Annotated in this window: 16 protein-coding genes; 4 read left to right on the forward strand and 12 right to left on the reverse strand. The window is 72.7% G+C overall.

What is annotated here, in order from left to right; all coding sequences use genetic code 11:
• Nucleotides 1–621: 621 nt before the first annotated feature.
• Nucleotides 622–1629 carry a stage II sporulation protein M gene (locus tag AMK27_RS30680; RefSeq protein ID WP_073915519.1) on the reverse strand — a complete coding sequence of 336 codons (1008 nt, stop codon included), beginning with the start codon at nucleotides 1627–1629 and terminating at the stop codon, nucleotides 622–624.
• A gap of 119 nt (nucleotides 1630–1748) precedes the next feature.
• On the opposite strand from AMK27_RS30680, the gene AMK27_RS30685 reads away from it, so the two are divergent.
• A complete protein-coding gene (locus tag AMK27_RS30685) occupies nucleotides 1749–2726 on the forward strand; it encodes an RDD family protein (RefSeq protein ID WP_198955964.1) in 978 nt (325 codons plus the stop codon).
• Nucleotides 2727–2729: 3 nt separating this feature from the next.
• On the opposite strand, the gene AMK27_RS30690 is transcribed toward AMK27_RS30685, so the two are convergent.
• The 8 genes from AMK27_RS30690 to AMK27_RS30725 all read right to left on the reverse strand — a co-directional run bounded on the left by AMK27_RS30690 (nucleotide 2730) and on the right by AMK27_RS30725 (nucleotide 12250).
• The gene (locus tag AMK27_RS30690; RefSeq protein WP_073915522.1) at nucleotides 2730–3344 is read right to left on the reverse strand and encodes a hypothetical protein; all 615 of its coding nucleotides are present in this window, start codon (nucleotides 3342–3344) and stop codon (nucleotides 2730–2732) included.
• A 207-nt stretch (nucleotides 3345–3551) separates the two neighbouring features.
• A complete protein-coding gene (ahcY, locus tag AMK27_RS30695; protein WP_073915525.1) occupies nucleotides 3552–5006 on the reverse strand; it encodes an adenosylhomocysteinase in 1455 nt (484 codons plus the stop codon).
• A 439-nt stretch (nucleotides 5007–5445) separates the two neighbouring features.
• A complete protein-coding gene (locus AMK27_RS30700) occupies nucleotides 5446–6411 on the reverse strand; it encodes a cation diffusion facilitator family transporter (protein WP_073915528.1) in 966 nt (321 codons plus the stop codon).
• A gap of 66 nt (nucleotides 6412–6477) precedes the next feature.
• Complete coding sequence (gene manA / locus AMK27_RS30705; RefSeq protein ID WP_073915531.1) at nucleotides 6478–7629, reverse strand: mannose-6-phosphate isomerase, class I; 1152 nt, start codon at nucleotides 7627–7629, stop codon at nucleotides 6478–6480.
• Nucleotides 7630–7845: 216 nt separating this feature from the next.
• A complete protein-coding gene (locus tag AMK27_RS30710) occupies nucleotides 7846–8994 on the reverse strand; it encodes an SIS domain-containing protein (RefSeq protein WP_073915534.1) in 1149 nt (382 codons plus the stop codon).
• A gap of 1072 nt (nucleotides 8995–10066) precedes the next feature.
• On the reverse strand, nucleotides 10067–10246 hold the full coding sequence (locus AMK27_RS30715; protein WP_073915537.1) for a Trm112 family protein: 180 nt from the start codon (nucleotides 10244–10246) through the stop codon (nucleotides 10067–10069).
• 101 nt (nucleotides 10247–10347) lie between these two features.
• Nucleotides 10348–11712: a phosphomannomutase/phosphoglucomutase gene (locus tag AMK27_RS30720; protein ID WP_073915540.1), complete on the reverse strand. Its 1365-nt coding sequence runs from the start codon at nucleotides 11710–11712 to the stop codon at nucleotides 10348–10350.
• A gap of 103 nt (nucleotides 11713–11815) precedes the next feature.
• Nucleotides 11816–12250: a DUF3499 domain-containing protein gene (locus tag AMK27_RS30725; RefSeq protein ID WP_073916504.1), complete on the reverse strand. Its 435-nt coding sequence runs from the start codon at nucleotides 12248–12250 to the stop codon at nucleotides 11816–11818.
• Between the two features lie 298 nt (nucleotides 12251–12548).
• Between AMK27_RS30725 and AMK27_RS30730 the strand changes: the two genes are divergently transcribed.
• Nucleotides 12549–13004 (forward strand): metallopeptidase family protein, encoded by a 456-nt coding sequence (locus tag AMK27_RS30730; protein ID WP_073915543.1) that lies wholly within the window; start codon nucleotides 12549–12551, stop codon nucleotides 13002–13004.
• Nucleotides 13005–13127: 123 nt separating this feature from the next.
• On the opposite strand, the gene AMK27_RS30735 is transcribed toward AMK27_RS30730, so the two are convergent.
• The 3 genes from AMK27_RS30735 to AMK27_RS30745 form a co-directional block, all read right to left on the reverse strand.
• Nucleotides 13128–14669, reverse strand: a complete 1542-nt coding sequence (locus AMK27_RS30735; RefSeq protein WP_073915546.1) for a DUF5719 family protein — start codon at nucleotides 14667–14669, stop codon at nucleotides 13128–13130.
• Nucleotides 14666–18406 carry a glycosyltransferase family 2 protein gene (locus tag AMK27_RS30740; protein ID WP_073915549.1) on the reverse strand — a complete coding sequence of 1247 codons (3741 nt, stop codon included), beginning with the start codon at nucleotides 18404–18406 and terminating at the stop codon, nucleotides 14666–14668. Before AMK27_RS30740 ends, AMK27_RS30735 begins: the two co-directional genes overlap by 4 nt.
• 520 nt (nucleotides 18407–18926) lie before the next feature.
• On the reverse strand, nucleotides 18927–19190 hold the full coding sequence (locus tag AMK27_RS30745) for a WhiB family transcriptional regulator (protein ID WP_015033978.1): 264 nt from the start codon (nucleotides 19188–19190) through the stop codon (nucleotides 18927–18929).
• Between the two features lie 701 nt (nucleotides 19191–19891).
• Here AMK27_RS30745 and AMK27_RS30750 point away from each other — a divergent pair.
• Nucleotides 19892–20401 (forward strand): cysteine dioxygenase, encoded by a 510-nt coding sequence (locus AMK27_RS30750; RefSeq protein ID WP_073915552.1) that lies wholly within the window; start codon nucleotides 19892–19894, stop codon nucleotides 20399–20401.
• Between the two features lie 62 nt (nucleotides 20402–20463).
• Complete coding sequence (cofD, locus tag AMK27_RS30755) at nucleotides 20464–21417, forward strand: 2-phospho-L-lactate transferase (RefSeq protein ID WP_073915555.1); 954 nt, start codon at nucleotides 20464–20466, stop codon at nucleotides 21415–21417.
• Nucleotides 21418–21422 lie beyond the last annotated feature (5 nt).

The raw sequence follows: 21422 nt of genomic DNA on the forward strand, positions 1-21422 counted from the left end.
TCGTCCTGAGCCAGGATCAAACTCTCCGTGAATGTTTACCCGTAATCGGGTGACACTCGCGTTGAGCGGGACAGTCAGACCGGAATAAGGCCGACTGTCCACAGCGTCCTCGCTGTGTATGTTGCCTGCAGACCACAAGGGCCGGCAGGACTTTCAAAGGAACCTCGCCATCCGAAGATGGACGGGGTATCAACTAATCTGGCGTTGATTTTTGGCACGCTGTTGAGTTCTCAAGGAACGGACGCTTCCTTTGTACTCACCCTCTCGGGCTTTCCTCCGGGCTTCCCTTCGTTCTTGCGTTTCCGACTCTATCAGATCTTTCCGATCCGATTTCCTCGGTGCTTTCCGGTCCCTTTTGTTTTCACTCCGGGGGCCTTTCGGCGGTTCCGACTTTATCAGAATCATTTGGGCCGACCTAATCGGTGGCTTTCTTGATTCGGATAGGAATCGGGGTGGCTCCGTGGAATCGAATTCCCGACCGGAGCGAGTGAGACTCTACTTGATTGCTGCCGAACTGTCCAGTTCCAGGCAACCGTTCAAACCTACCTCGCCACGTCCGCCATGTCAATGGCTTTTGTGGGCACCGGAGGACACTAGCAGGTCAGCGGGGTCGTACGCACATCAGGCGGCGGTGGGGAGCTGCGCGCTGCGGTCGGGCTCCTCCAGGTCGCCCTCGTCGCCGGCGCGGGCGGCGCGGCCGCCGAGGACGTAGACGTAGGCGAGGAAGAGCAGCTCAGCGGCGATGCCGATGGTGATGCGGGCCCAGGAGGGCAGGCCGGACGGGGTGACGAAGCCTTCGATCAGGCCCGAGACGAAGAGGACCAGGGCCAGGCCGATGGCCATGCCGACGGCGGCGCGGCCGCGTTCCGCGAGGGCCGCGCGGCGGGTGGTGGGGCCGGGGTCGATGACCGTCCAGCCGAGGCGGAGGCCCGTGCCGGCGGCGACGAAGACGGCGGTCAGTTCGAGCAGGCCATGGGGAAGGATCAGGCCCAGGAACACGTCGAGGCGGCCCGCGGACGCCATCAGGCCGATGCCGACGCCGACGTTCAGCATGTTCAGGAAGAGGATCCACAGCACCGGGATGCCCAGGAAGGCGCCCAGGACCAGGCACATGGCGGCGGCCTGGGCGTTGTTCGTCCAGACCTGGGCGGCGAAGGACGCCGCCGGGTTGCTGGAGTAGTACGTCTCGTACTGGCCGCCGGGGCGGGTCATCTCGCGGAGGTCGGCGGGAGCGCCGATCGCCGCCTGGACCTCGGGGTGCGTGCCGATCCACCAGCCGATGAGGACGGCGAGCAGGGTCGAGAGGACGGCGGTGGGCACCCACCAGTGGCGGGAGCGGTAGACGGCCGCGGGGAAACCGGCGGTGAGGAAGCGGGCCGCGTCACGCCACGAGGCGCGGCGGGTGCCGGTGACCGTGGCGCGGGCGCGGGCCACGAGCTGGGTGAGCCGGGCCGTGAGCACGGGGTCCGGGGCGCTCGACTGCACGATCGAGAGATGGGTGGCCGTGCGCTGGTACAGGGACACGAGTTCGTCGGCCTCGGCTCCGGTGAGCTTGCCGCCCCGGCGCAGGAGGTGGTCGAGGCGCTCCCACTCGGAGCGGTGGGCGGTGACGTAGACGTCGAGGTCCATGATCGGCTGCTGCTCCAGGCATCGGCTGCGGACGGTTCCGTACTGCTGCGGCGCGCTGCGGGTCAGCTTGGCAGACTGGCGTTCGGAGGGGTCGGGAAGGGCGGAGAAGGGTGGGTGCCGTGAGTGACGTGGTGACCGGGGATGCCGTCGTACTGGGGTTGCAGCCCGCACGGCTCCCGAGCCGGGCCTTGGCGGTGCTCATCGACCTGGTGGTGGTCTGGGCCGTGTACCTGCTGGTCACGCTCGGGCTCGCGGTCGCCACCGCGTCGCTCGACGAGGCGGCGGTGACGGCGGTGTCGATCGCCTCCTTCCTGCTGATCCTGGTGGGGGCGCCGATCGCGGTGGAGACGCTGTCGCACGGGCGGTCGCTGGGGAAGCTGGCCTGCGGACTCCGTGTGGTGCGGGACGACGGGGGGCCGATCCGGTTCCGGCACGCGCTCGTCCGGGGGGCGATGGGGGTCGTGGAGATCCTGATGACCTTCGGGGTCGTCGCCTGTGTCGCGTCGCTCGTGTCGGAGCGGGGGCGACGGCTCGGGGACGTCTTCGCGGGGACGCTGGTCGTACGTGAGCGGATACCCGCGGCGCGGGCGCTCGCCGTGCCCCCGCCGCCGCCGTGGCTGGTGGGGCGTTTCGCCGGGCTGGACCTTTCGGCGGTGCCCGAGCCGCTGTGGCTGGAGATACGGCAGTACCTCACGCGGGCCCGTGAGCTCGACCCCGTGGTGGGGCGGCGGCTCGCGGAGCGGCTGGCCGACGAGCTGGTGGCGCGGACCGGGACGCCTCCGCCGCCCGGAGTGCCGGCCGACGCGTATCTGGCGGGGGTGGTGGCCGAGCGGCAGACCCGGGAGGCTCGGCGGGCCTTCGGCTCCGCGGCAGTGGCCGGGGCGCCGGGGGCGGCCGGGGTGCCTGGGCCGGTCGGGGGCGCGGGGGCGGTGGTGAGTGGGGCGGTCGGGACCTCGGGGATGACGGCGCCGGGCTTCGGTCCTCCCGTCGCGCCTTCACCGGTGGCCGCGCCGGCTGTCGCGCCGGTCGTCGTCTCCCCCGTGGCCGACGCTCAGGAGCCCACGGCGCCCGCTACCGGGTTCGCTCCGCCCGCCTGATCGTCAGGGGAAGACCGACGGCGGGGTCTCCAGGGCCTCGAGTTCGATGCCGGGTGCTGCGAGGACGACGTCGCCGGCGATGTGGACGGTGTGCTGTTCCCCGGTGTCCAAGGCGCTGACCTGGTATTCGTCCACCATCAGGGGGCCGTTGTCAGTGGCGTGCGCTTCACTCTTCAGCAGGGCCCAGGACTGGTCGACCGTGAGGGGGGCGAGCACCGGGTCCGTGAAGGCGACGAGCCTGACGCGGGTCTCGGGGGAATCGGGGGTGAGACGCAGGAGTCGCGTGAGCGCGACGAGGAACGCCGGGGACGTGCCGGTGAAGGCGTGGGCGCGCACATTGCCTTCGGTGGCGTGGGTTCCGGCGGGGTCCGTGCGGACCCAGGTGACGCCGTCGAGGGCCGCGCCGCGGACCTGCCAGCCGGCGGCGTGGAGTTCGAGGCGGATGGGGCGGCCGAGTTCGTCGACGGCCAGGTCGACGGAGCCCTGGTGGTCGCCCGAGGGGGTGGTGACCTGTGAGACGTAGCGCCAGCCGGAGGGGCCGGGCGCGCAGTGGAAGTGTTCGTCACCGAGGGGGGTGTGGTCGTGCGGGTCATGGAGCGAATATCGGCCGCGGGGCATGGGTCGGGTCCTCGGGACGGGGGCTTCCGGGCGTGGGAGCAGGGCTGATCCGGCTCTGGGGTGGGGCTGCAGGGCCCTGATCTCGGCCGGACAGGACCCTGGGGACGAGGCAGGCCCCCCGGCACGGGGGTGCGGGGGGCCTGTCTGTTCCTCCACAGGTGTCCGGGACGGCGTCGCGTCAGCGCGCGGGCGCCGCCGGCCGGAGCATCAGTAGCGGTAGTGGTCCGGCTTGAACGGGCCCTCGACCTCGACGCCGATGTACGCGGCCTGCTCGGGGCGGAGGGTCGTCAGCTTGACGCCGAGGGCGTCGAGGTGGAGACGGGCGACCTTCTCGTCCAGGTGCTTGGGCAGCACGTACACGTCGGTCGGGTACTCCTGCGGCTTCGTGTAGAGCTCGATCTGGGCCAGGGTCTGGTCCGCGAACGAGTTCGACATGACGAAGGAGGGGTGGCCGGTCGCGTTGCCCAGGTTGAGGAGGCGGCCCTCGGACAGCACGATCAGGACCCTGCCGTCGGGGTACGTCCAGGTGTGGACCTGCGGCTTGACCTCGTCCTTGACGATGCCGGGGACCTTGGCGAGGCCGGCCATGTCGATCTCGTTGTCGAAGTGGCCGATGTTGCCGACGATGGCCTGGTGCTTCATCTTGGCCATGTCCGTGGCCATGATGATGTCCTTGTTGCCGGTCGTGGTGATGAAGATGTCGGCCTTCTCCACGACGTCGTCCAGGGTCGTGACCTGGTAGCCGTCCATCGCCGCCTGGAGCGCGCAGATCGGGTCGATCTCGGTGACGATGACGCGGGCGCCCTGGCCGCGCAGGGACTCGGCGCAGCCCTTGCCGACGTCGCCGTAGCCGCAGACGACGACGGTCTTGCCGCCGATGAGGACGTCGGTGGCGCGGTTGATGCCGTCGATGAGGGAGTGGCGGCAGCCGTACTTGTTGTCGAACTTCGACTTCGTCACGGCGTCGTTCACGTTGATCGCCGGGAAGAGGAGCTCGCCGGCCTGGTGCATCTCGTACAGGCGGTGGACACCGGTGGTGGTCTCCTCGGTGACGCCGCGGATCTCGGACGCCAGCTGGGTCCACTTCTGCGGGTTCTCGCCGAGGGTGCGGTTGAGGAGCGTGAGGATGTGGCCGTACTCCTCACTGTCCGCGGTGGACGGGTCCGGGGCCGAGCCGGCCTTCTCGAACTCGACGCCCTTGTGGACGAGGAGGGTGGCGTCACCACCGTCGTCGAGGATCATGTTCGGACCGCCGGTGGGCGTGTTCGGCCAGGTGAGGGCCTGCTCGGTGCACCACCAGTACTCCTCGAGGGTCTCGCCCTTCCAGGCGAAGACCGGGACGCCCTGCGGGTTCTCCGGGGTGCCGTTCGGGCCGACGGCGATGGCCGCGGCGGCGTGGTCCTGGGTGGAGAAGATGTTGCAGGAGGCCCAGCGGACCTCGGCGCCGAGGGCGACCAGGGTCTCGATGAGGACGGCGGTCTGCACGGTCATGTGCAGGGAGCCGGTGACACGGGCGCCGGCGAGGGGCTGCTGCTCGGCGTACTCGCGGCGGATCGACATCAGGCCGGGCATCTCGTGCTCGGCGAGGGTGATCTCCTTGCGGCCGAACGCGGCCAGGGAGAGGTCGGCGACCTTGAAGTCCTGATGGGCGGCAGTCGTCATGACTGAGCTGCTCCTCGTGTGTTCGCGTGCGAGGGTCGGTTGGGGCGCCGGGCACCACGGAGGCTCCCCGGACACACGAATGCCCGGGCTTTCCACGGTGCCGTCGTCGGAGGCCCTCTCTCCCTCGGCCGGTCCGCGAGGACCGCCCGACCGCCATCAGCAGCGACGTCTGGCTGGTCACGAATCTACACCGGACGGCGGGCCGGGCCACAGTCCGCGTCGGGCGGTGGGGCGCGATCGGAGGGCCGTACAAGGGGCGTACATACGCACGAGACCCCCGGGACCGCGGGGTCCCGGGGGTCGTGCGAAGGGGGTCCATCAGTGGCCGTCGCACGACGGGCCTCGGTCGTTGCCGGACGTCAGTGGGGCGTTGCCGGACAACCGTGGGCGTTGCCGGACAACCGTGGGCGTCGGCGGACGGCCGTGGGCGTCGGCCGACTCAGTGGTCGTCGGTGTCCGGGGTCTTCGTCAGGTCGGTGGCCGTCGACGTGGCCGTCTCCCTGTAGATGTCCGGCTCCAGGTAGATGACACGGGCGATCGGGACGGCCGCGCGGATGCGCTCCTCGGCGGCGTTGATGGCGTTCGCGACCTCGGCGGCCGAGTCGTCGTGCTGGACGGCGATCTTGGCGGCGACGAGGAGCTCCTCCGGGCCGAGGTGCAGCGTCCGCATGTGGATGAGGCGGGTGACGGTCTCGCCGTCCACGACCGCGGCCTCGATCCGCTTGACCTCCTCGGTGCCCGCGGACTCGCCGAGCAGCAGCGACTTGGTCTCGGCGGCCAGCACGATCGCGATGGCGATCAGCAGGACACCGATGCAGAGGGTGCCGATGCCGTCCCAGACGCCGTCGCCGGTCAGCAGCGCCAGTCCGACGCCGCCGAGCGCGAGGATGAGGCCGACGAGCGCGCCCAGGTCCTCCAGGAGGACGACGGGCAGCTCGGGGGCCTTGGCGCGGCGGACGAACTGCGTCCAGGTGAGACCGCCGCGGATCAGGTTCGACTCCTTGATGGCGGTCCGGAAGGAGAACGACTCGGCGATGATCGCGAAGACGAGGACGCCGACCGGCCAGTACCAGGCCTCGATCGGGTGCGGGTGCTTGATCTTCTCGTAGCCCTCGTAGATGGCGAACATGCCACCGACGGAGAAGAGCACGATCGAGACGAGGAAGGCGTAGATGTAGCGCTCGCGGCCGTAGCCGAAGGGGTGCTGCGGAGTCGCCTCGCGCTGCGCCTTCTTGCCGCCGAGCAGCAGCAGGCCCTGGTTGCCGGAGTCGGCGAGGGAGTGGACGCTCTCCGCGAGCATCGACGACGAACCACTGAAGAGGAACGCCACGAACTTGGCTACGGCGATCGCCAGGTTGGCTGCGAGTGCCGCCACGATCGCCTTGGTTCCGCCTGACGCGCTCATGGGTGTACGTGGTCCCTTCGTCGATGCACCGGCTCTGTCGCCGCGGTTCGGCCGGTCATTGTTGCATCAGGCCACGACGGTGGCGCGAAAGACCGTCCCCGCACCGGACAGTTCGGCCTTCTCGCCCGCGGGCACGAAGACGGATTCGCCGGCGGCGAGGGTCTCGTCCCCCGCCTTCGGGCTGCCCGCGACGGCGAGCAGGATCTGCGAGGTGGGGCTCGTCAGGTCGGTCGGGGCCGCGCCCTCCGGCCGTACGAAACGGGAGAGGCGGAACTCGTCGATCGGGGTGTCGTAGACCTCCTCCCCCGACGGCGAGGCCTCGGGGCGCAGGACGGCCGGGTCGGTCGGCTCGAAACGGACCACGCGCAGGAGTTCGGGGACGTCGATGTGCTTGGGGGTGAGTCCACAGCGCAGCACGTTGTCGGAGTTGGCCATGATCTCGACGCCGAGGCCCGAGAGGTAGGCGTGCGGGACGCCCGCGCCCAGGTAGAGGGCCTCGCCCGGCTGGAGCGTGATCCGGTTGAGGAGCATCGCGGCGATGACGCCGGGGTCGCTCGGGTAGTGGTGGGCGAGGCTCGCGTACGGGGCGTGCTCGCCGCCGAGGCGGTCCGCGGCCGCGGCCGCCTCCGCCACGGTGTTCGCCATCTCCGCCGGGTCGGCGGTCAGCAGCGCCGTCAGGACCTCGCGGAGCGCCGCCTCTTCGGGGTGGGCGTACAGGAGGTCGACGTACGGCTTGAGCGAGTCGACGCCGAGCGCGGCGATCAGGTCCGCGGTCTCGGCCGGCGCGCGGAATCCGCACAGCCCCTCGAAGGGGGTGAGCGCGCAGATCAGCTCGGGCTTGTGGTTGGCGTCCTTGTACGTGCGGTGCGGGGCGTCGACCGGGATGCCCAGGGCTTCCTCGGCCGCGTGACCGGCCCGCGCCTGGGCCAGGTCGGGGTGGGCCTGGAGGGAGAGCGGGGCGCCGGCGGCGAGCACCTTCAGCAGGAACGGAAGGCGCGGGCCGAACTTGTCGACGGAACGCTCCCCCAGTTCGCCCACGGGATCGGCGTCGATCAGCGCGTTCAGTGAGCCGCGATCGGTGCGGGAGGGGGCGCCGGGGTGGGCGCCCATCCACATCTCGGCCTGGGGCTCGCCGGTCGGGGCGGTGCCGAGCAGCTCCGGGATGGCCGTCGTGGATCCCCAGGCGTAGGGGCGAACGGTGTTGACGAGGCGGTCCATGGTGCCTGCCAGCTCCTCGGGGTGGTGACGGATGGTGAGTGAGGGGTGTCGGGTGACAGGTGACAGGGGGCGGATGACGGGTGGGTTACGAGTGGTGGGCGGGTCGGTGGACGGGGGTTTTGTTCGTCCGGGGGGGCGGTTGGGGATGTGGACGGTCGCCGGCGCTTGCTTGCGGGGTGTGTTCGATGGTGGGGCGGGCTGGGTCGCGGGGCGCGCTCAGAGCGCCGTACGGCCCGGGGTCGCCAGGCAGAGGTACACCGCCGCGAAGTCGGTCACCGCGAGAAGTTCCGCCAGGGTCTCCAGGTCACCACCCTCCTCCGGTTCCAGCTCGCTGATCGCCGTCTCGTGGCTCAGCGCCAGCTCGCGCGCCGCGTGGGCGGCCGTCAGACCGTCCGACGGCCGGTCCCTCAGCAGGACCACCCGGGCGCGGAGCGCCTGCGGCTCCTCCACCCGGTCGCGGAAGAAGTCCTCGGGGTCCGCGCCCGCCGCGTAGTCGCCCGCGAGGAGGACGCCATGGGCCGGGAGGGCCTCCGGGAGTTCCGCCGCCAGCGCCGGCAGACCCGCCAGCTCCGCCAGGACCGCGGCGAACCTGCGGCCCGCCGGGCCCGCGGCCGCGCCCTCCGTCCAGATCAGCGGCAGCGAGTCCGCGAGCTCGGCGGCGAGCGTCTTGGCCGGGTTGCTGTACGTGGCGATGGCCGGCCCGCACCGCTCCGCCGTACGGTCCAGCCGGTCCGCGACCTTCTCCAGGGCCTCCGGCGGGGCCTCCAGGAGACCGACCCGGTCGAGCAGCATGAGCAGCGGGGTGAACAGGGCCCACAGGGTGCCGGGGCTCGCCGCGATGTTCTCCGCGTACTCGTTCGGGGCCTCGTTCGGGGCGATCGCCATCGGCACGAACAGGCCGCGCGAGCCGCTGACCGTCTCGGTGAGGGGCGAGGCCTTGGGCGCCACGGCGACGACCGTGATCCCGCGGCGGTACGCCTGCTCCGCGAGGAGCGCCAGGCCCGGTTCGGAACCGTCCGTCGTCGGCAGCAGCAGGAGGTCCACGCTGCCCGCCCAGCCGGGCAGCGCCCAGCGCAGGGCGCCCGCCGCGGGGGCGACGCCGGTCGGCTGGAGGCGTACGACGGGTGCCGAGGCTCCCGCCAGGGCGCCGATCAGGTCGGCGACGGCCGCGGCGGCGGTGCCCGGGCCGGCGACGAGTACCGCACGGGGGCGGCCCTCGGGGTGGAGGTCCGCGATGCCGGCCTCGGCGGCGTGCCTCGCCGCCGTCCGAACCCGGGCGCCGGCTTCGGCGGCGCCGCGGAGGAGGCCGCGGCGGTCCGCCAGGGCGAGGTCGTCCGGGGCGTCGAGGAGGGTCTCGTCGAGCATGGGGCGGGTGCCTCCGGTCGCGTCGTCGTCGCGGGGCCCTCGGCGGGGCCCTCGGGCGGGCTGCTGGCGTGCCTTGTGGTGCGTGCACCTTCTATGGTGCGGGGTTTGCGAGGCTGGTGCGGGGTTGTGCGGGCGTCTTTGGTGCGGGCGTCTTTGGTGCGGGTGCGTGCGGGTGTTTGTGGTGCGCCCTGCCTTCGGCCGGGCTTTTCGGTTCCCACCCGCACCACCCGTACAGCTGGGAGGGCAGAGGTGCGGGCCTTCCCGTGGGGGGTGCTCGCCGTCGGCGGCGGACCCTCCGGGGTGGTGGACCCTTCCGGGGAGAGGGAAACGGGCCCCTCCCGGAGTGCGGGGGGGGGATGGAGCGGGGGCCGTTCGGGGGCCCGTGGGAGGCGGGCTGGGGCGGCGGTGGTGGAGGCGGGGCGGGAGCGGGCAGATCGGCCGGTTGGTTGGTCCGCCCGTCCGTCGACCGGTTGGTTGGTTGGTTGGTTGGTCGGTCCGCCCGTGCGACCGTCGGCCAGTCGTCCGCCGGTCCGTCGGCCATTCCGTCCGTCCGTCGGTCGGTCGGTCGGTCGGTCGGCCAGTCCGTCGGCCAGTCAGCCAGTCCGTCCGCCCGCCCGTCGGCCACTCGGTCGGGAGTCCGATGCCGCGTGGGCGGCGGGCGCCCCGTGCCGTGTCGCTCGGTCGGTCGCCTTGGCGTGGTCGGGACCCGCGCCGGATCGCTCGGCCGACGGAGCTGGCGTGGGCCAGAGCCCCTGCCTCCTCGCTCGGCCGGCCGACTCGACGTCAGCCGAGACCCCGTGCCCTAGCGATCAGCCCACCGGCCCGGCGTGAAGCGAAGACCCGCGCCGTAGCGATCAGCCCGCCGAACCGGCCTGAACCGAAGGCCCCCTGCCCTGTGGAGCGGGCCTGGCCACGTTCGTGCCGGGAGGCGCGGCCGGGCCTGTCGTACGGACCCGGAGCGGCGTGGCGCGGTTCGTGGTGCGCCGTGCTGTCGCCTTCCCGTCGGATGCGCCGGACCCCGGGGCCTGCCGCGTGGTCGTGCGGCGGCCCGGGGGCGTGTCGCCCTGGCCGCTTACGGGCGGCGGGCCTCGTCCGTCAGGAGGACCGGGATGTTGTCGCGGACCGGGTAGGCGAGGCCGCAGTCGGGGCTCGTGCAGATGAGTTCGGGGGTCTCGTCCGCCGTGCGGTCGTTCAGTGGAGCGTGGCACGCGGGGCAGGCCAGGATCTCCAGGAGGCCGGCTTCGAGCGGCATGGGGTGTCCCTTCGAACAGTTCGAGCAAGCAGGGTGGGGCCAGGTCAGCCTACCGCCGGGGAACAGGGGCGCCCCGCTCCCCGGCGGTGGGTGCGGGGAGGTCAGGCGCTGGTGCGGACCAGGTTCAGGACCTCGTCGCGGATCCTCGTCATGGTCGCCACGTCGCGGGCCTCGACGTTGAGGCGCAGCAGCGGCTCGGTGTTGGAGGCGCGGAGGTTGAACCACCAGTCCCGCGCCGTCACGGTCAGGCCGTCCAGGGTGTCGAGCGTGACGTCCTCGTTCTCGTACGCGGCCTTGACCTTGGCCGCGCTCGCCTTCTGGTCCGCCACCGTCGAGTTGATCTCGCCCGAGGAGGCGTAGCGGTCGTACGCGGCCACCAGGGCCGACAGGGTGCCCTCCTGGCCGCCCAGGGCCGCCAGGACGTGGAGGGCGGCCAGCATGCCCGTGTCCGCGTTCCAGAAGTCCTTGAAGTAGTAGTGCGCCGAGTGCTCGCCGCCGAAGATCGCGCCGGTCTTCGCCATCTCCTCCTTGATGAAGGAGTGGCCGACCCGGGTGCGGACCGGTTCGCCGCCCTGCTCGCGGACGACCTCAGGCACCGACCACGAGGTGATCAGGTTGTGGATGATCGTTCCGCCGGGGTGCTTCGCGAGCTCGCGGGCCGCCACGAGGGCCGTGATCGCCGACGGCGAGACCGGCTCGCCGCGCTCGTCCACGACGAAGCAGCGGTCGGCGTCGCCGTCGAAGGCGAGCCCGAGGTCGGCGCCCTCGGCCAGGACGCGGGCCTGGAGGTCGACGATGTTCTTCGGGTCCAGCGGGTTCGCCTCGTGGTTCGGGAACGTGCCGTCCAGCTCGAAGTACATCGGGACCACGTCCAGCGGCAGGCCCTCGAAGACGGTGGGGACCGTGTGGCCGCCCATGCCGTTGCCCGCGTCCACCACGACCTTGAGGGGGCGGATCGCCGTGAGGTCCACCAGGGACTTCAGGTACTCCGCGTAGTCCTTGAGCGTGTCGCGGTGGGTGACGGAGCCCGGGGTCGCCGCCGCTTCCGGCGCGCCGTTCTCCGACCAGTCCTCCGCGAGTTCCCTGATCTCCGCCAGGCCCGTGTCCTGGCCCACCGGGGCGGCGCCCGCGCGGCACATCTTGATGCCGTTGTACTGGGCCGGGTTGTGCGAGGCGGTGAACATCGCGCCGGGCAGGTCGAAGCTGCCGGAGGCGAAGTACAGCTGATCGGTGGAGCAGAGTCCGATCAGGGTGACGTCGGCGCCGAGGCGGGCCGCGCCGCGCGCGAAGGCGTCCGCCAGGCCGGGCGACGAGGGGCGCATGTCATGGCCGATGACGATCGCGTTCGCGTCCGTCACCCGTACGAAGGCGGCGCCGAAGAGCTCGGCGAGCGACTCGTCCCACTGGTCGGGTACCACTCCGCGGACGTCGTACGCCTTCACGATCTGCGACAGATCGGCAGTCACGGATCCACCCTCCTGAGTTCTCGGCACGCGTGTGCGGCGCGTGTACGGAACGCCAAAACTACCCGGAGTGGGGAGGGGGTAGGCGGACGGTGGCCGGTTGCGCTCAGTTGTCCGGGGAACGGAGCACCCTCAGGTGCCCTCTGCGGCCGACCTCCATGGGGTCTCCGCCGCGCCCTCCGCCGCCCTTGCCGCCGGACTCGGCCGCGCGTTCCTGGGGGCGGGCCGCCTCGCGTACCGCGTTGGCCAGGGCTTCGAGGTCGTCGCCGCTGGGGCGGGGCGGGGCGGAACCGTCGGTCAGCCGCACGACCTCCCACCCGCGGGGGGCGGTCAGGCGCTCGCTGTGCGGGGCGCACAGGTCGTAGCAGTGGGGCTCGGCGTAGGTGGCGAGCGGGCCGAGGACCGCAGTCGAGTCGGCATAGACGTACGTCAGTGTCGCGACGGCAGGGCGGCCGCACGCGGTGCGCGAACAGCGACGTACAGGGCTCACGACGTTGGACGGTACCGCACTCTTGAGCGGGCCGCGACGACTCTCCCTCAGGTCACTCCACCGTGTCGCACTGTGACCTCCGCCACCACCCTCCGTACGGCGACCGCTCCGACCTGCGTGGGAGGGGGCACAAGGGGGTGGCGCCGGGAGCCGATCCGGACACTCCGGAGTCTGGATCCGGTCAACCACGGCCAGATGGCCGATCGCGGTCGGACCCCGAATCGCTCGGCCGGATGGCCGGAACGTTCAGGTTTCGACAGGGCGTGGGGTGGTGCCGCCCGGACCCCCGGGAAGTGGCGAGGACGCGCCACGGTGCGCGGGCACCGATGGGGGTTACGCTGCGTCAGTGATGGACAGTCCTGTGCCGCCGAGCCCCCCGCACCCCTCCACGGAGCCCCCGGCGGAGCCCCGGGTCCGTCGCCGCGACCGGCACGGCCGCGGGATGCGGGGACCGGTCGCGCCGCCCCAGGTGCCGCTCTCCGCGAGCCGGGCCGACACCTTCCGCGATCTCGTCCTCGACTCGGTGGAGCGTCTGGAGCGGCGCTGGCCGCAGCTCGCCGACGTCGAGTTCCTCGTGATGGAGGTGCCGCCGACGGTGCCGGGCGAGACGGTGCCGCTGGGCGGCTCGGCTGCCGCCGAGAAGAACGATCCCGCCCGGGTGGTCGTCTACCGGCGGCCGGTCGAGATCCGCTCCAAGAACCGGGACGAGCGGGCGCTCCTCGTCCACGAGGTCGTCGTGGAGCAGGTCGCCGAGCTGCTCGGGCTCTCCCCCGAGTCGGTCGATCCGCGGTACGGGCAGGACTGACCCCGACCCCGGCTCCTCCGCGCGCCGCGCTTCCCCGTACGGGCGGCGAGACAGCGGGGGGCGGGCCGGCCGGTGGCCGTGGCCCCCGCCCGTAACGCCCGCGCCGCTCGCCCCGCCCCGCCCTTAGTCCAGGACCCCCAGGTCCTGGCGGGCCGACGGGACCTCGACCGTGCCCCGGTCGTCGACGAAGGTCTGGACCGTGAACATCGGCGTGCCGTCCAGCGGCACCGCCAGCGTCCTCGCCGCGTACACCTTGCCGCCCGAGACCGGTTCGACGGTCAGCGCGTAGGAGCCCTTCAGGCCCTCGGGGACCAGGTCCGGCACGGCCGTCGTCGTGCCTTCCTTGACCGTGACCGTCTTCGTCACGGGCGTCCCCCCGCCGGAGCCCGCCGAGGCGGTGACCTTCACCTGCGCCGCCGCGCCGACGGCGGTCAGGGCCAGCGTCGTCCCCTTGGCCCGGTTGTCGGCGACCGTCGCGCGGGCGGAGACCGCCCCGGTCGCCGGTACGAAGGCGACCTCGGTGTCGTCGCCCTTGCCGCGGACCACCCGGAGGGCGGCCACGACCGGGGCGGCCTTCTTCGGGTCGCTCGGGCTCAGCATCAGCGAGCCCACCTCGCCGCGGGTGAGGTCCGGCAGGTCGACGGCGGCCGTCATCCCCGACTTCACGTGCAGGGAGCGGGCGCTCGCCGGGACGATCGTGCCGCTCTGGGTGACCAGCTGGATCTTCAGGTCGGCGTCGTCCTCGCCCGGGACGAACGCCACCAGGCGTACGGAGGTGGCGTCGGCCGGGATGCCGGGGAGCACGGCCGTGCTCGCCGGGTCGGCCGAGGGCGCGATCCAGTCGCTGCCGAGCTTCTCGTCGGCGGAGGCGATGGCCGCGCCGACCCGGCCGCTGCGGGTGGTGACGTGGACGGTGACGGACTGCTGCGCGGCCTCGCCCGTGAGGGTGGAGAGCAGGACGGGGACCGTGGACCGGGCCGGGACCGGGATGCCCTCGGTGAACTGGGACTTGAGGACGCCCTCGGGGCCGTACAGCTCGATGTCGGCGACGGCGGCCGTGTCGTCCGGGTTGGTGAGGTGGACGTAGTCCTGGCGTTCCTTGGCGGTGGAGGCCGCGGGGAACCAGAAGTCGGTGTCGGGTGCGCCGCAGCTGAGGCCGAGGAGGCCGCGGGCGCCGCCCGCCGGGACGACGGTGGTCTGCTGGACGGTCCAGCCGGGGGCGAGGATGCCGCTCGCCGCACCCGCGAGGGCGGGGGCCGCGGGGCCGTTCGCCTCGGCCGTGACGGGCTTGCCGGGGGCGGTGACGGTGGCGGGGGCCTTCGGGGGCTTCGCCTTCTTGCCGCCCTTGGCGGTGCCGCCGGAGGTCGACGTGCTCGCGGCGGGCCGCAGCTGGGCGGTGGCGGCGGGCTTGTCGGCACCGCCCGTGCCGCCCTTCGCCGGGGCCGTACCGCCGCCGCTGAGCGGGGTGTACGAGGTGTAGAGGGTCTCGGCCACCTCGGAGGTGCTGGGCACCGGGCAGGCCAGGCCCGCGCGCTCGACCGGCAGCCGGGTGGGCGCCGCGGCCCGGGGGGCGGCGGCGCCGTCCGGGGCGGAGAGCGACGCGAAGCCGGTGACGGCGGCGAGCGCCGTGGCGCCCGCGATCAGGGAGAGGGTCGTGCGCTTCACTGGTTGCTGCTCCCGTCGGGACGCTGCTCGGTCTCGTGGCCCTGGGGGTGCCCGTAGCCGTAGGTGTACGGGTCGTACTGCTGCGGGTCGTACGGCTGCTGCTCGTAGCCCTGGCCGCCGTACTGCGCCTGCTGGGGGTCGTACGGCTGCTGCTCGTAGCCCTGGTCGGCGTACGGCTGCTGCGGGTCGTACGGCGGAGGCTGCTGGTCGTAGCCCTGCTGGGGGTACGCGTACGGCTGCTGCTGGTACGGGTCGGCCGCGTACTCCTGGTAGTAGCCCTGCTCGGCGTACGCCTGGGGCTGGGGCTCCTGGTGGCCGCCCTGCGGCTGTTCCTGGGCCTGGGCGTACGCCGGGTCGTAGCCGTCCCACTCCTGGGGCTCCTGGGACTGCTGCTCCGGGATCGCGGTGGTCTCGGGCGCCGGGTCCTGGCCGCCCTCGACGGTCTCGCCCTCCGACTCGGCCTCCGCGGCGGCGCGCAGCCGGCGGGCGCGGCGGCCGTCGCCCTCGGTCGCCTGGGCGGGGATCGCGAGCTCCTCCTCGGGCAGGTCGTCGTCGATCTCGCGGCGCCGGCCGGGCAGGGCGAGGACGAGGAGGACGACGGCGAGGCCGACCTGGGCCCAGATCCACGCGGTGTGGGTGAGGGGCTGGTCGTGTGTGAGGTCGAGGCGGCCGGCCTGGGCGGGGAGTTCGAAGCCCTGGGCCCAGCCGTCGACGGTGGTGGGCGTCAGCTCCTTGCCGTCGAGGGTGGCGGTCCAGCCCTCGTCGGCGCGGTCGGCGAGGCGCAGGACGCGGCCGGCGGGGCCGGCCGGGATCTCGGTGTGCGCCTCGACGGGGCCGGCGGCGACGGCGACCGGCGCGGTCGGCGGCTTCGCGGAGTCGGCGGTCCCCTGGGTCGCGCCGTCCGCGGTCTTCGCCGCGGGCGGGACGATCATGACGCGGGCGATGTCGCGGTCCACGCGCCAGAGCGCGCTGCCGTCGAGCTGGCTGAGCCGGCTGAGTCCGGGGGTGGAGTCGAGGACGCGGCTCATCTGGCGCGGTGCCCCGTCGCGTACCAGGACGTAGCGGATCGCGTAGCCGCTGAGCTGCTCGGTCTGGTCGGCGCCTGAGCCGGCGACCAGGTGGGCGACGACGTCGTCGAGACGGGGGTCGTCCTCGGCGGCCGCGTTGAGTTCGGCGTCGCCGAGGCGGGCGCCGGAGCCGCGGACCAGGGTGTACGTGACCTCGCCGGGCGAGGTGCCGCCGAGGACCAGGGTGCGGGGCTGGTCGCGGGTGCCGGACTCCTCGGCGACGAAGGCCGGGACCTGGACCGGGTCGCGCCGGGTCAGCGGGCCGTCGGCGCCGGCGATCATCCAGCCGGCGGCGGCGACGGCGGGGCCGACGGCGCAGGCGAGGGCGATCAGGGCGGCGACGGGCTGGCGCCAGCCGAAGCCGTGGGCGGCGACGCGGGTGCGGCCGCCCTCGGCGCCGATCATGCCGGCGGCGATGAGGGCGGCGCCGTAGACGAGGGTGGCGGGGCCGGCCCAGCCGGTGCCGCCCGCGCCGTTGGACAGGGCGGCGAAGAGGAGGCCGGCGAGGCCGGCGGCCCAGGCGGCGCGGACGGCGAGCTGCCGCTCCTCGCGCAGCAGCCCGGCCAGGCCGGCGAGGACGAGGCCGGCCAGCAGGAGGCCGCCGGTGGTGCCGGGGCCGCCGGGGCTGGTGCCGAGCAGGTCGAGCGCGGTGGCCGTGCCCGTACGGATGTCGAGTCCCGCCTCGCGCAGGAACGCCGCCGGCTCGGTGAGCAGGGTCAGCGACCAGGGCGCGAGGACGAGGAGCGGGGTGCCGACGGCGGCCAGGAAGCGCAGCCCGTAGGCGGTGATGTCGGAGCGCCGGACGACGAGCACGCCGAGGCCGAGGAGGACCGCGAGCGGCCAGACGACCGGGGTGAACGCGGTGGCGAAGGTCAGCAGGAAGGTGTACGCCCAGGTGGCGCGCCAGCTGCCCCGGTCCGGCCGGTTGAAGCCGTGGGCGGCGACGGCGGCGCGGGCCATGAGCGGCAGCAGGATCGCGAGGACCGCGGTGCCGAGCCGGCCGGTGGCGAGGGCCCCGGTGGCGGCGGGCAGGAACGCGTAGGCGATGGCGCCCCAGGCGCGCAGGAGCCGGGACTCGACGATGCCGCGGGCCGCGAAGTACGCGGTGAAGCCGGCGAGCGGGACCGAGCAGACGAGCAGCAGGGTCAGCGCGGTGGAGGTGGAGCCGAGGAAGAGCGCGGAGAGCGCGGCCAGGACGGCGAGGTACGGCGGGGCGGTCTGGGTGCCGCCGGTGCCGAGGGCGTGCCAGCCGTCGGCGTACCGCGACCACAGTTCGGAGACGGTGTCGGGCGCGGGCAGCAGGGCGCCGCCGGCCAGCGAGCCGCCGGCGAAGAGGTTGCGGGAGGCGACCAGGGAGATGAGCAGCAGGAGGGCGAAGAGGAGCGGGCCGGGCTTGCGGGCGACCTTCTTGAGCCGGGCGAACTGCTCGACTTCCAGGTAGTCGGCGTCGTCTCCGCCGGGTCCTGACTCGACGACTCCGTGGCGGGAGCCGCCGGAATCGGCCTCGGAGCCGCCGAAGTTGGCGGTGAACTGCTCGACGGCTGCGCGGACGGTGGCGCCGGGCGGCGGGAACAGCGGGCGGAGTTCGTTCGCCGGGACGGCGGGGTTCTTGCGGCGCCTGCGGGCGGCGAGGATCTTCTCGGGGCGCAGCAGGGTGGCGAGGAGGCCCATGACCTCGTCGACGGCCTGCCCGGGGACCTTGCCGACGAGGTAGGCGAGGGTACGGAGCAGGGTGCTGACGATCAGCCGGACGAAGACGTACGGGAGGGCGGCGCCGCGGCTGTTGGCGAGGAGGGTGTAGACGGCGCCGGCCTTGTCGACGCGGTGCGGGTTGGCCGCGGTGCGTCCCGCGCAGTCGACGGTGCGGCGCTCGCGGGCGGAGGCCTCGGCGTGCCGGAGGACGGCGTCGGGGGCGATCAGGACGCGATGGCCCGCGGAGTGGGCGCGCCAGCACAGGTCGACGTCGTCGCGCATGAGGGGCAGGCGGCGGTCGAAGCCGCCGAGCTCCTCGAAGACGTCGCGGCGGACGAGCATGCCGGCGGTGGAGACGGAGAGGACGGAGCGGACCTGGTCGTGCTGGCCCTGGTCCTGCTCGCGGCGGTCGAGTCCGGTCCAGCGGCGGCCGCTGCGGGCGATGGAGACGCCGGTCTCGAGCAGCTGCTTCCGGTCGTACCAGCCGCGCAGTTTGGGGCCGATGACGGCGGCGTCCGCGTCGGAGTCGGCGACGCGCAGGAGTTCGGCGAGGGCGCCGGGCTCGGGGGCGCAGTCGTCGTGGAGCAGCCAGAGCCACTGGACCGGTTCGCCGTGCGGGAGTTCGGGGAGGTCGTACGCCTCGTCGTTCCAGCTCCGGCTGACCGGGTCCCAGCCGCTGGGGCGCTTCAGGTAGGGGAGGTCCTCGGGTCCGAGCACGGGCGCCGTGCGGGCGGCCTCCTCGACGGCGGCACCGAAGCCGGTGCGGCGGGCGAGGTGGAGGACGCGGTCGGCGCCGATGCCGTCGGCGAGGAGCTGCGCCGAGTCGTCGGCGCTGCCGGTGTCGGCGGCGACCACGTTCTGCACGGGGCGTTCCTGGGCGAGCAGCCCGGCGAGGGCGTCCGGCAGCCAGCGGGCGCCGTCGTGGGTGACGAGCACGGCGGTGACGACGTGTCGCGGAAACTCAGGAGTTGAGGACATCGAGCTACGGGCCCTCCGGCCGGGGTCGCCCCGCGGGGGGCGTGGGAAGCGTCTCGGACGGAGGCCCACACTAACGGCTGCACGCGGAGCGGTCCGCCGCCGCTGTGGACAGAGCGGGAGGAAGGGTTTCTTGCGATGCGTGCGGAGTTTCCCTCGGTACGGGGGGGAACGGCGCGGCTTCCGGCAGCGGAGCGTCCGTCCGCTGACATGCGGAACGGTCCGCCTCCTGGGGGTGAACCACAGGTGGCGGACCGTTCTCGGTGGACCGCGTTCTCTTGGCGCGCGGCGCGGTCTGGGTGCGCCGCGCGGTCCCGGTGGACCGGGGGCTCCTGGTGCGCCGCGCGGTGCCGGTGCGCCTCGTGCTCCCGGTGGACCGGGCGTTCCCGGTGCGCCGCGCGATGCCGGTGTGCGCGCCGCGGAGCGCGGAGGCCCGGGAGGTGTCGCGCGGGCCGGGGAGGCCTCGTGCAGGGCCCGGGGCGCTGCGCGCGGTTCGGGCGGTTCGAGCGGTTCGGGAGGCGACTCAGACCGCGGCCTTCTTCAGGCGGCGCCGCTCACGCTCGGAGAGGCCGCCCCAGATGCCGAACCGCTCGTCGTTCTGCAGGGCGTATTCGAGGCATTCGGAGCGGACCTCGCAGGCGAGGCAGACCTTCTTGGCCTCTCGGGTCGAGCCGCCCTTCTCGGGGAAGAAGGACTCGGGATCGGTCTGGGCGCACAGCGCGCGCTCCTGCCAGCCGAGTTCTTCGTCCGCGTCCTCGACCAGCAGTTCCTGGAACAACTCGGTCATGTGCGCCCCTCGTCTGTTCTGTGCGTCCCCGTGGTCTTGCCGTTGCGAACCCGGCCGAACGACACGAGTGAAATTACAAGTTTGTGCTCTGCGCGAGTCAAGCCGAGATCTGCTATTGGGCCTCGTATTCACTCTGCGGAACCAAGCGTATGCGGAAAGTGTTCAAATCACCAAAAAACGAGACACAAGCCACCGCCCTGGGTGCACCGTGCGCGACCCTTCACAAGGGAGGACGTCCGAGACTTGGATCTTGTTGCGATCCAGCCATGGAAGCGATCCGGATCACAGTCCGATCACGGACCGGCCGGAATCCGCGTGGTGACCGAGCGTGGTCATCACGTGGACGCCGCCATGTTTACGGGCACGGTTGAAGCGCCATCTGTCCTGGTCCGCGGCTGAACAAACCTTTCTCCGCGCACTGTAACCGGATGAGGTGAAACATTACCCCCAAATCGGGCATTGGGTTGACAGTCGGGTGTTGTTCCGGCCACCTTTGGTGGCATGCCAGCGACCGCAGCGCTCTCCGCGACCCACGACCGTGGGTTCCGCAGCGCTGTCCAGGCGCGCTGTTGCTGTTGCTGTCCCAGCTGTTGATGCCGTAGAGCTCCAGCTTCTTCTCCCAGCGTCACCCTGCGTCACTCGCGTCACCTTCTCTCCGTGACCCCCACCGCTTCTGTTTCTGCTGAGGAACCACCCCACCCATGAACATGGACAGCGACCTTCAGATCGCCGGCGACATCCTCGAGGTCCCGCACCTCCTCCAGCCCGAGCGCGCCCACCCCGTGACGGTGGCCGAGTTCGCCGGCCTGGCGCGCTCGATCGCCGACGACCGCGCCCAGTGGGCCCCGTACGTCGAGTACGACGCCACGACCCGCTGGTACCACCGGCTGCGCACCGGCCCGGGCTACGAGGTGTGGCTGCTCTCCTGGGTTCCCGGCCAGGGCAGCGGGCTCCACGACCACGGCGTCTCCTCCGGCGTACTGACCGTCCTGCAGGGCGAACTGACGGAGCGTACGGAGCGGGGCACCCGGGTGCTCGCGCCGGGCGCGGAGCGGGTGTTCGCGCCGGGGTACGTCCACGAGGTCGTCAACGACTCCCTGGAACCCGCCGTCAGCCTGCACGTCTACTTCCCCGGCCTCACCGAGATGCCGATGCACGAGTCGCTCCAGGCGCAGTGCGCTCCCCTCACCGCGGACGCCGTCGTCGCCTGACGCGCGCCCGTTCCCGGCCACCACCCCTCATACGATCAGTCCTCGGCTGACAGACTGTTCGCATGCGCATTGTGGTTCTGGCCGGCGGTATCGGTGGTGCCCGTTTCCTTCGCGGCCTCAAGCAGGCCGCACCGGACGCGGAGATCACGGTCGTCGGCAACACCGGTGACGACATCCATCTCTTCGGGCTCAAGGTCTGCCCCGACCTGGACACGGTGATGTACACCCTCGGCGGTGGCATCAACGAGGAACAGGGCTGGGGACGCACGGACGAGTCCTTCACCGTCAAGGAGGAACTCGCGGCGTACGGCGTCGGACCCGAGTGGTTCGGCCTCGGCGACCGGGACTTCGCGACCCACATCGTCCGGACCCAGATGCTCGGCGCGGGCTACCCGCTGAGCGCCGTCACCGAGGCGCTCTGCGCCCGCTGGCAGCCCGGCGTACGCCTCCTCCCCATGTCCGACGACCGGGTCGAGACGCATGTGGCGATCGAGGTCGACGGCGAGCAGCGCGCGGTGCACTTCCAGGAGTACTGGGTGAAGCTGCGGGCCTCCGTCGACGCCAAGGCCGTCGTGCCGGTCGGCGCGGAGGCCGCCAAGCCCGCGCCGGGCGTCCTGGACGCCATCGCCGAGGCGGACGTCATCCTCTTCCCGCCGTCGAACCCCGTGGTCAGCGTCGGGACGATCCTGGCCGTTCCCGGGATCCGCGAGGCGATCGTCGCGGCCGGAGCGCCCGTCGTGGGCCTCTCCCCCATCGTCGGTGACGCGCCCGTGCGCGGGATGGCCGACAAGGTGCTCGCGGCGGTCGGCGTGGAGGCGACGGCGGCGGCGGTCGCCCGGAACTACGGCTCCGAGCTCCTCGGCGGCTGGCTCGTCGACACCGTCGACGCGGGCGCGGTGGAGGACGTCGAGGCGGCGGGCATCCGCTGCCGGGCGGTCCCGCTGATGATGACCGACGTCGACGCGACGGCGGCGATGGCACGGGAGGCGCTGGCGCTCGCGGAGGAGCTGCGGTGACGGAT

Source organism: Streptomyces sp. CB02009 (assembly GCF_001905825.1).
Taxonomy (GTDB): domain Bacteria; phylum Actinomycetota; class Actinomycetes; order Streptomycetales; family Streptomycetaceae; genus Streptomyces.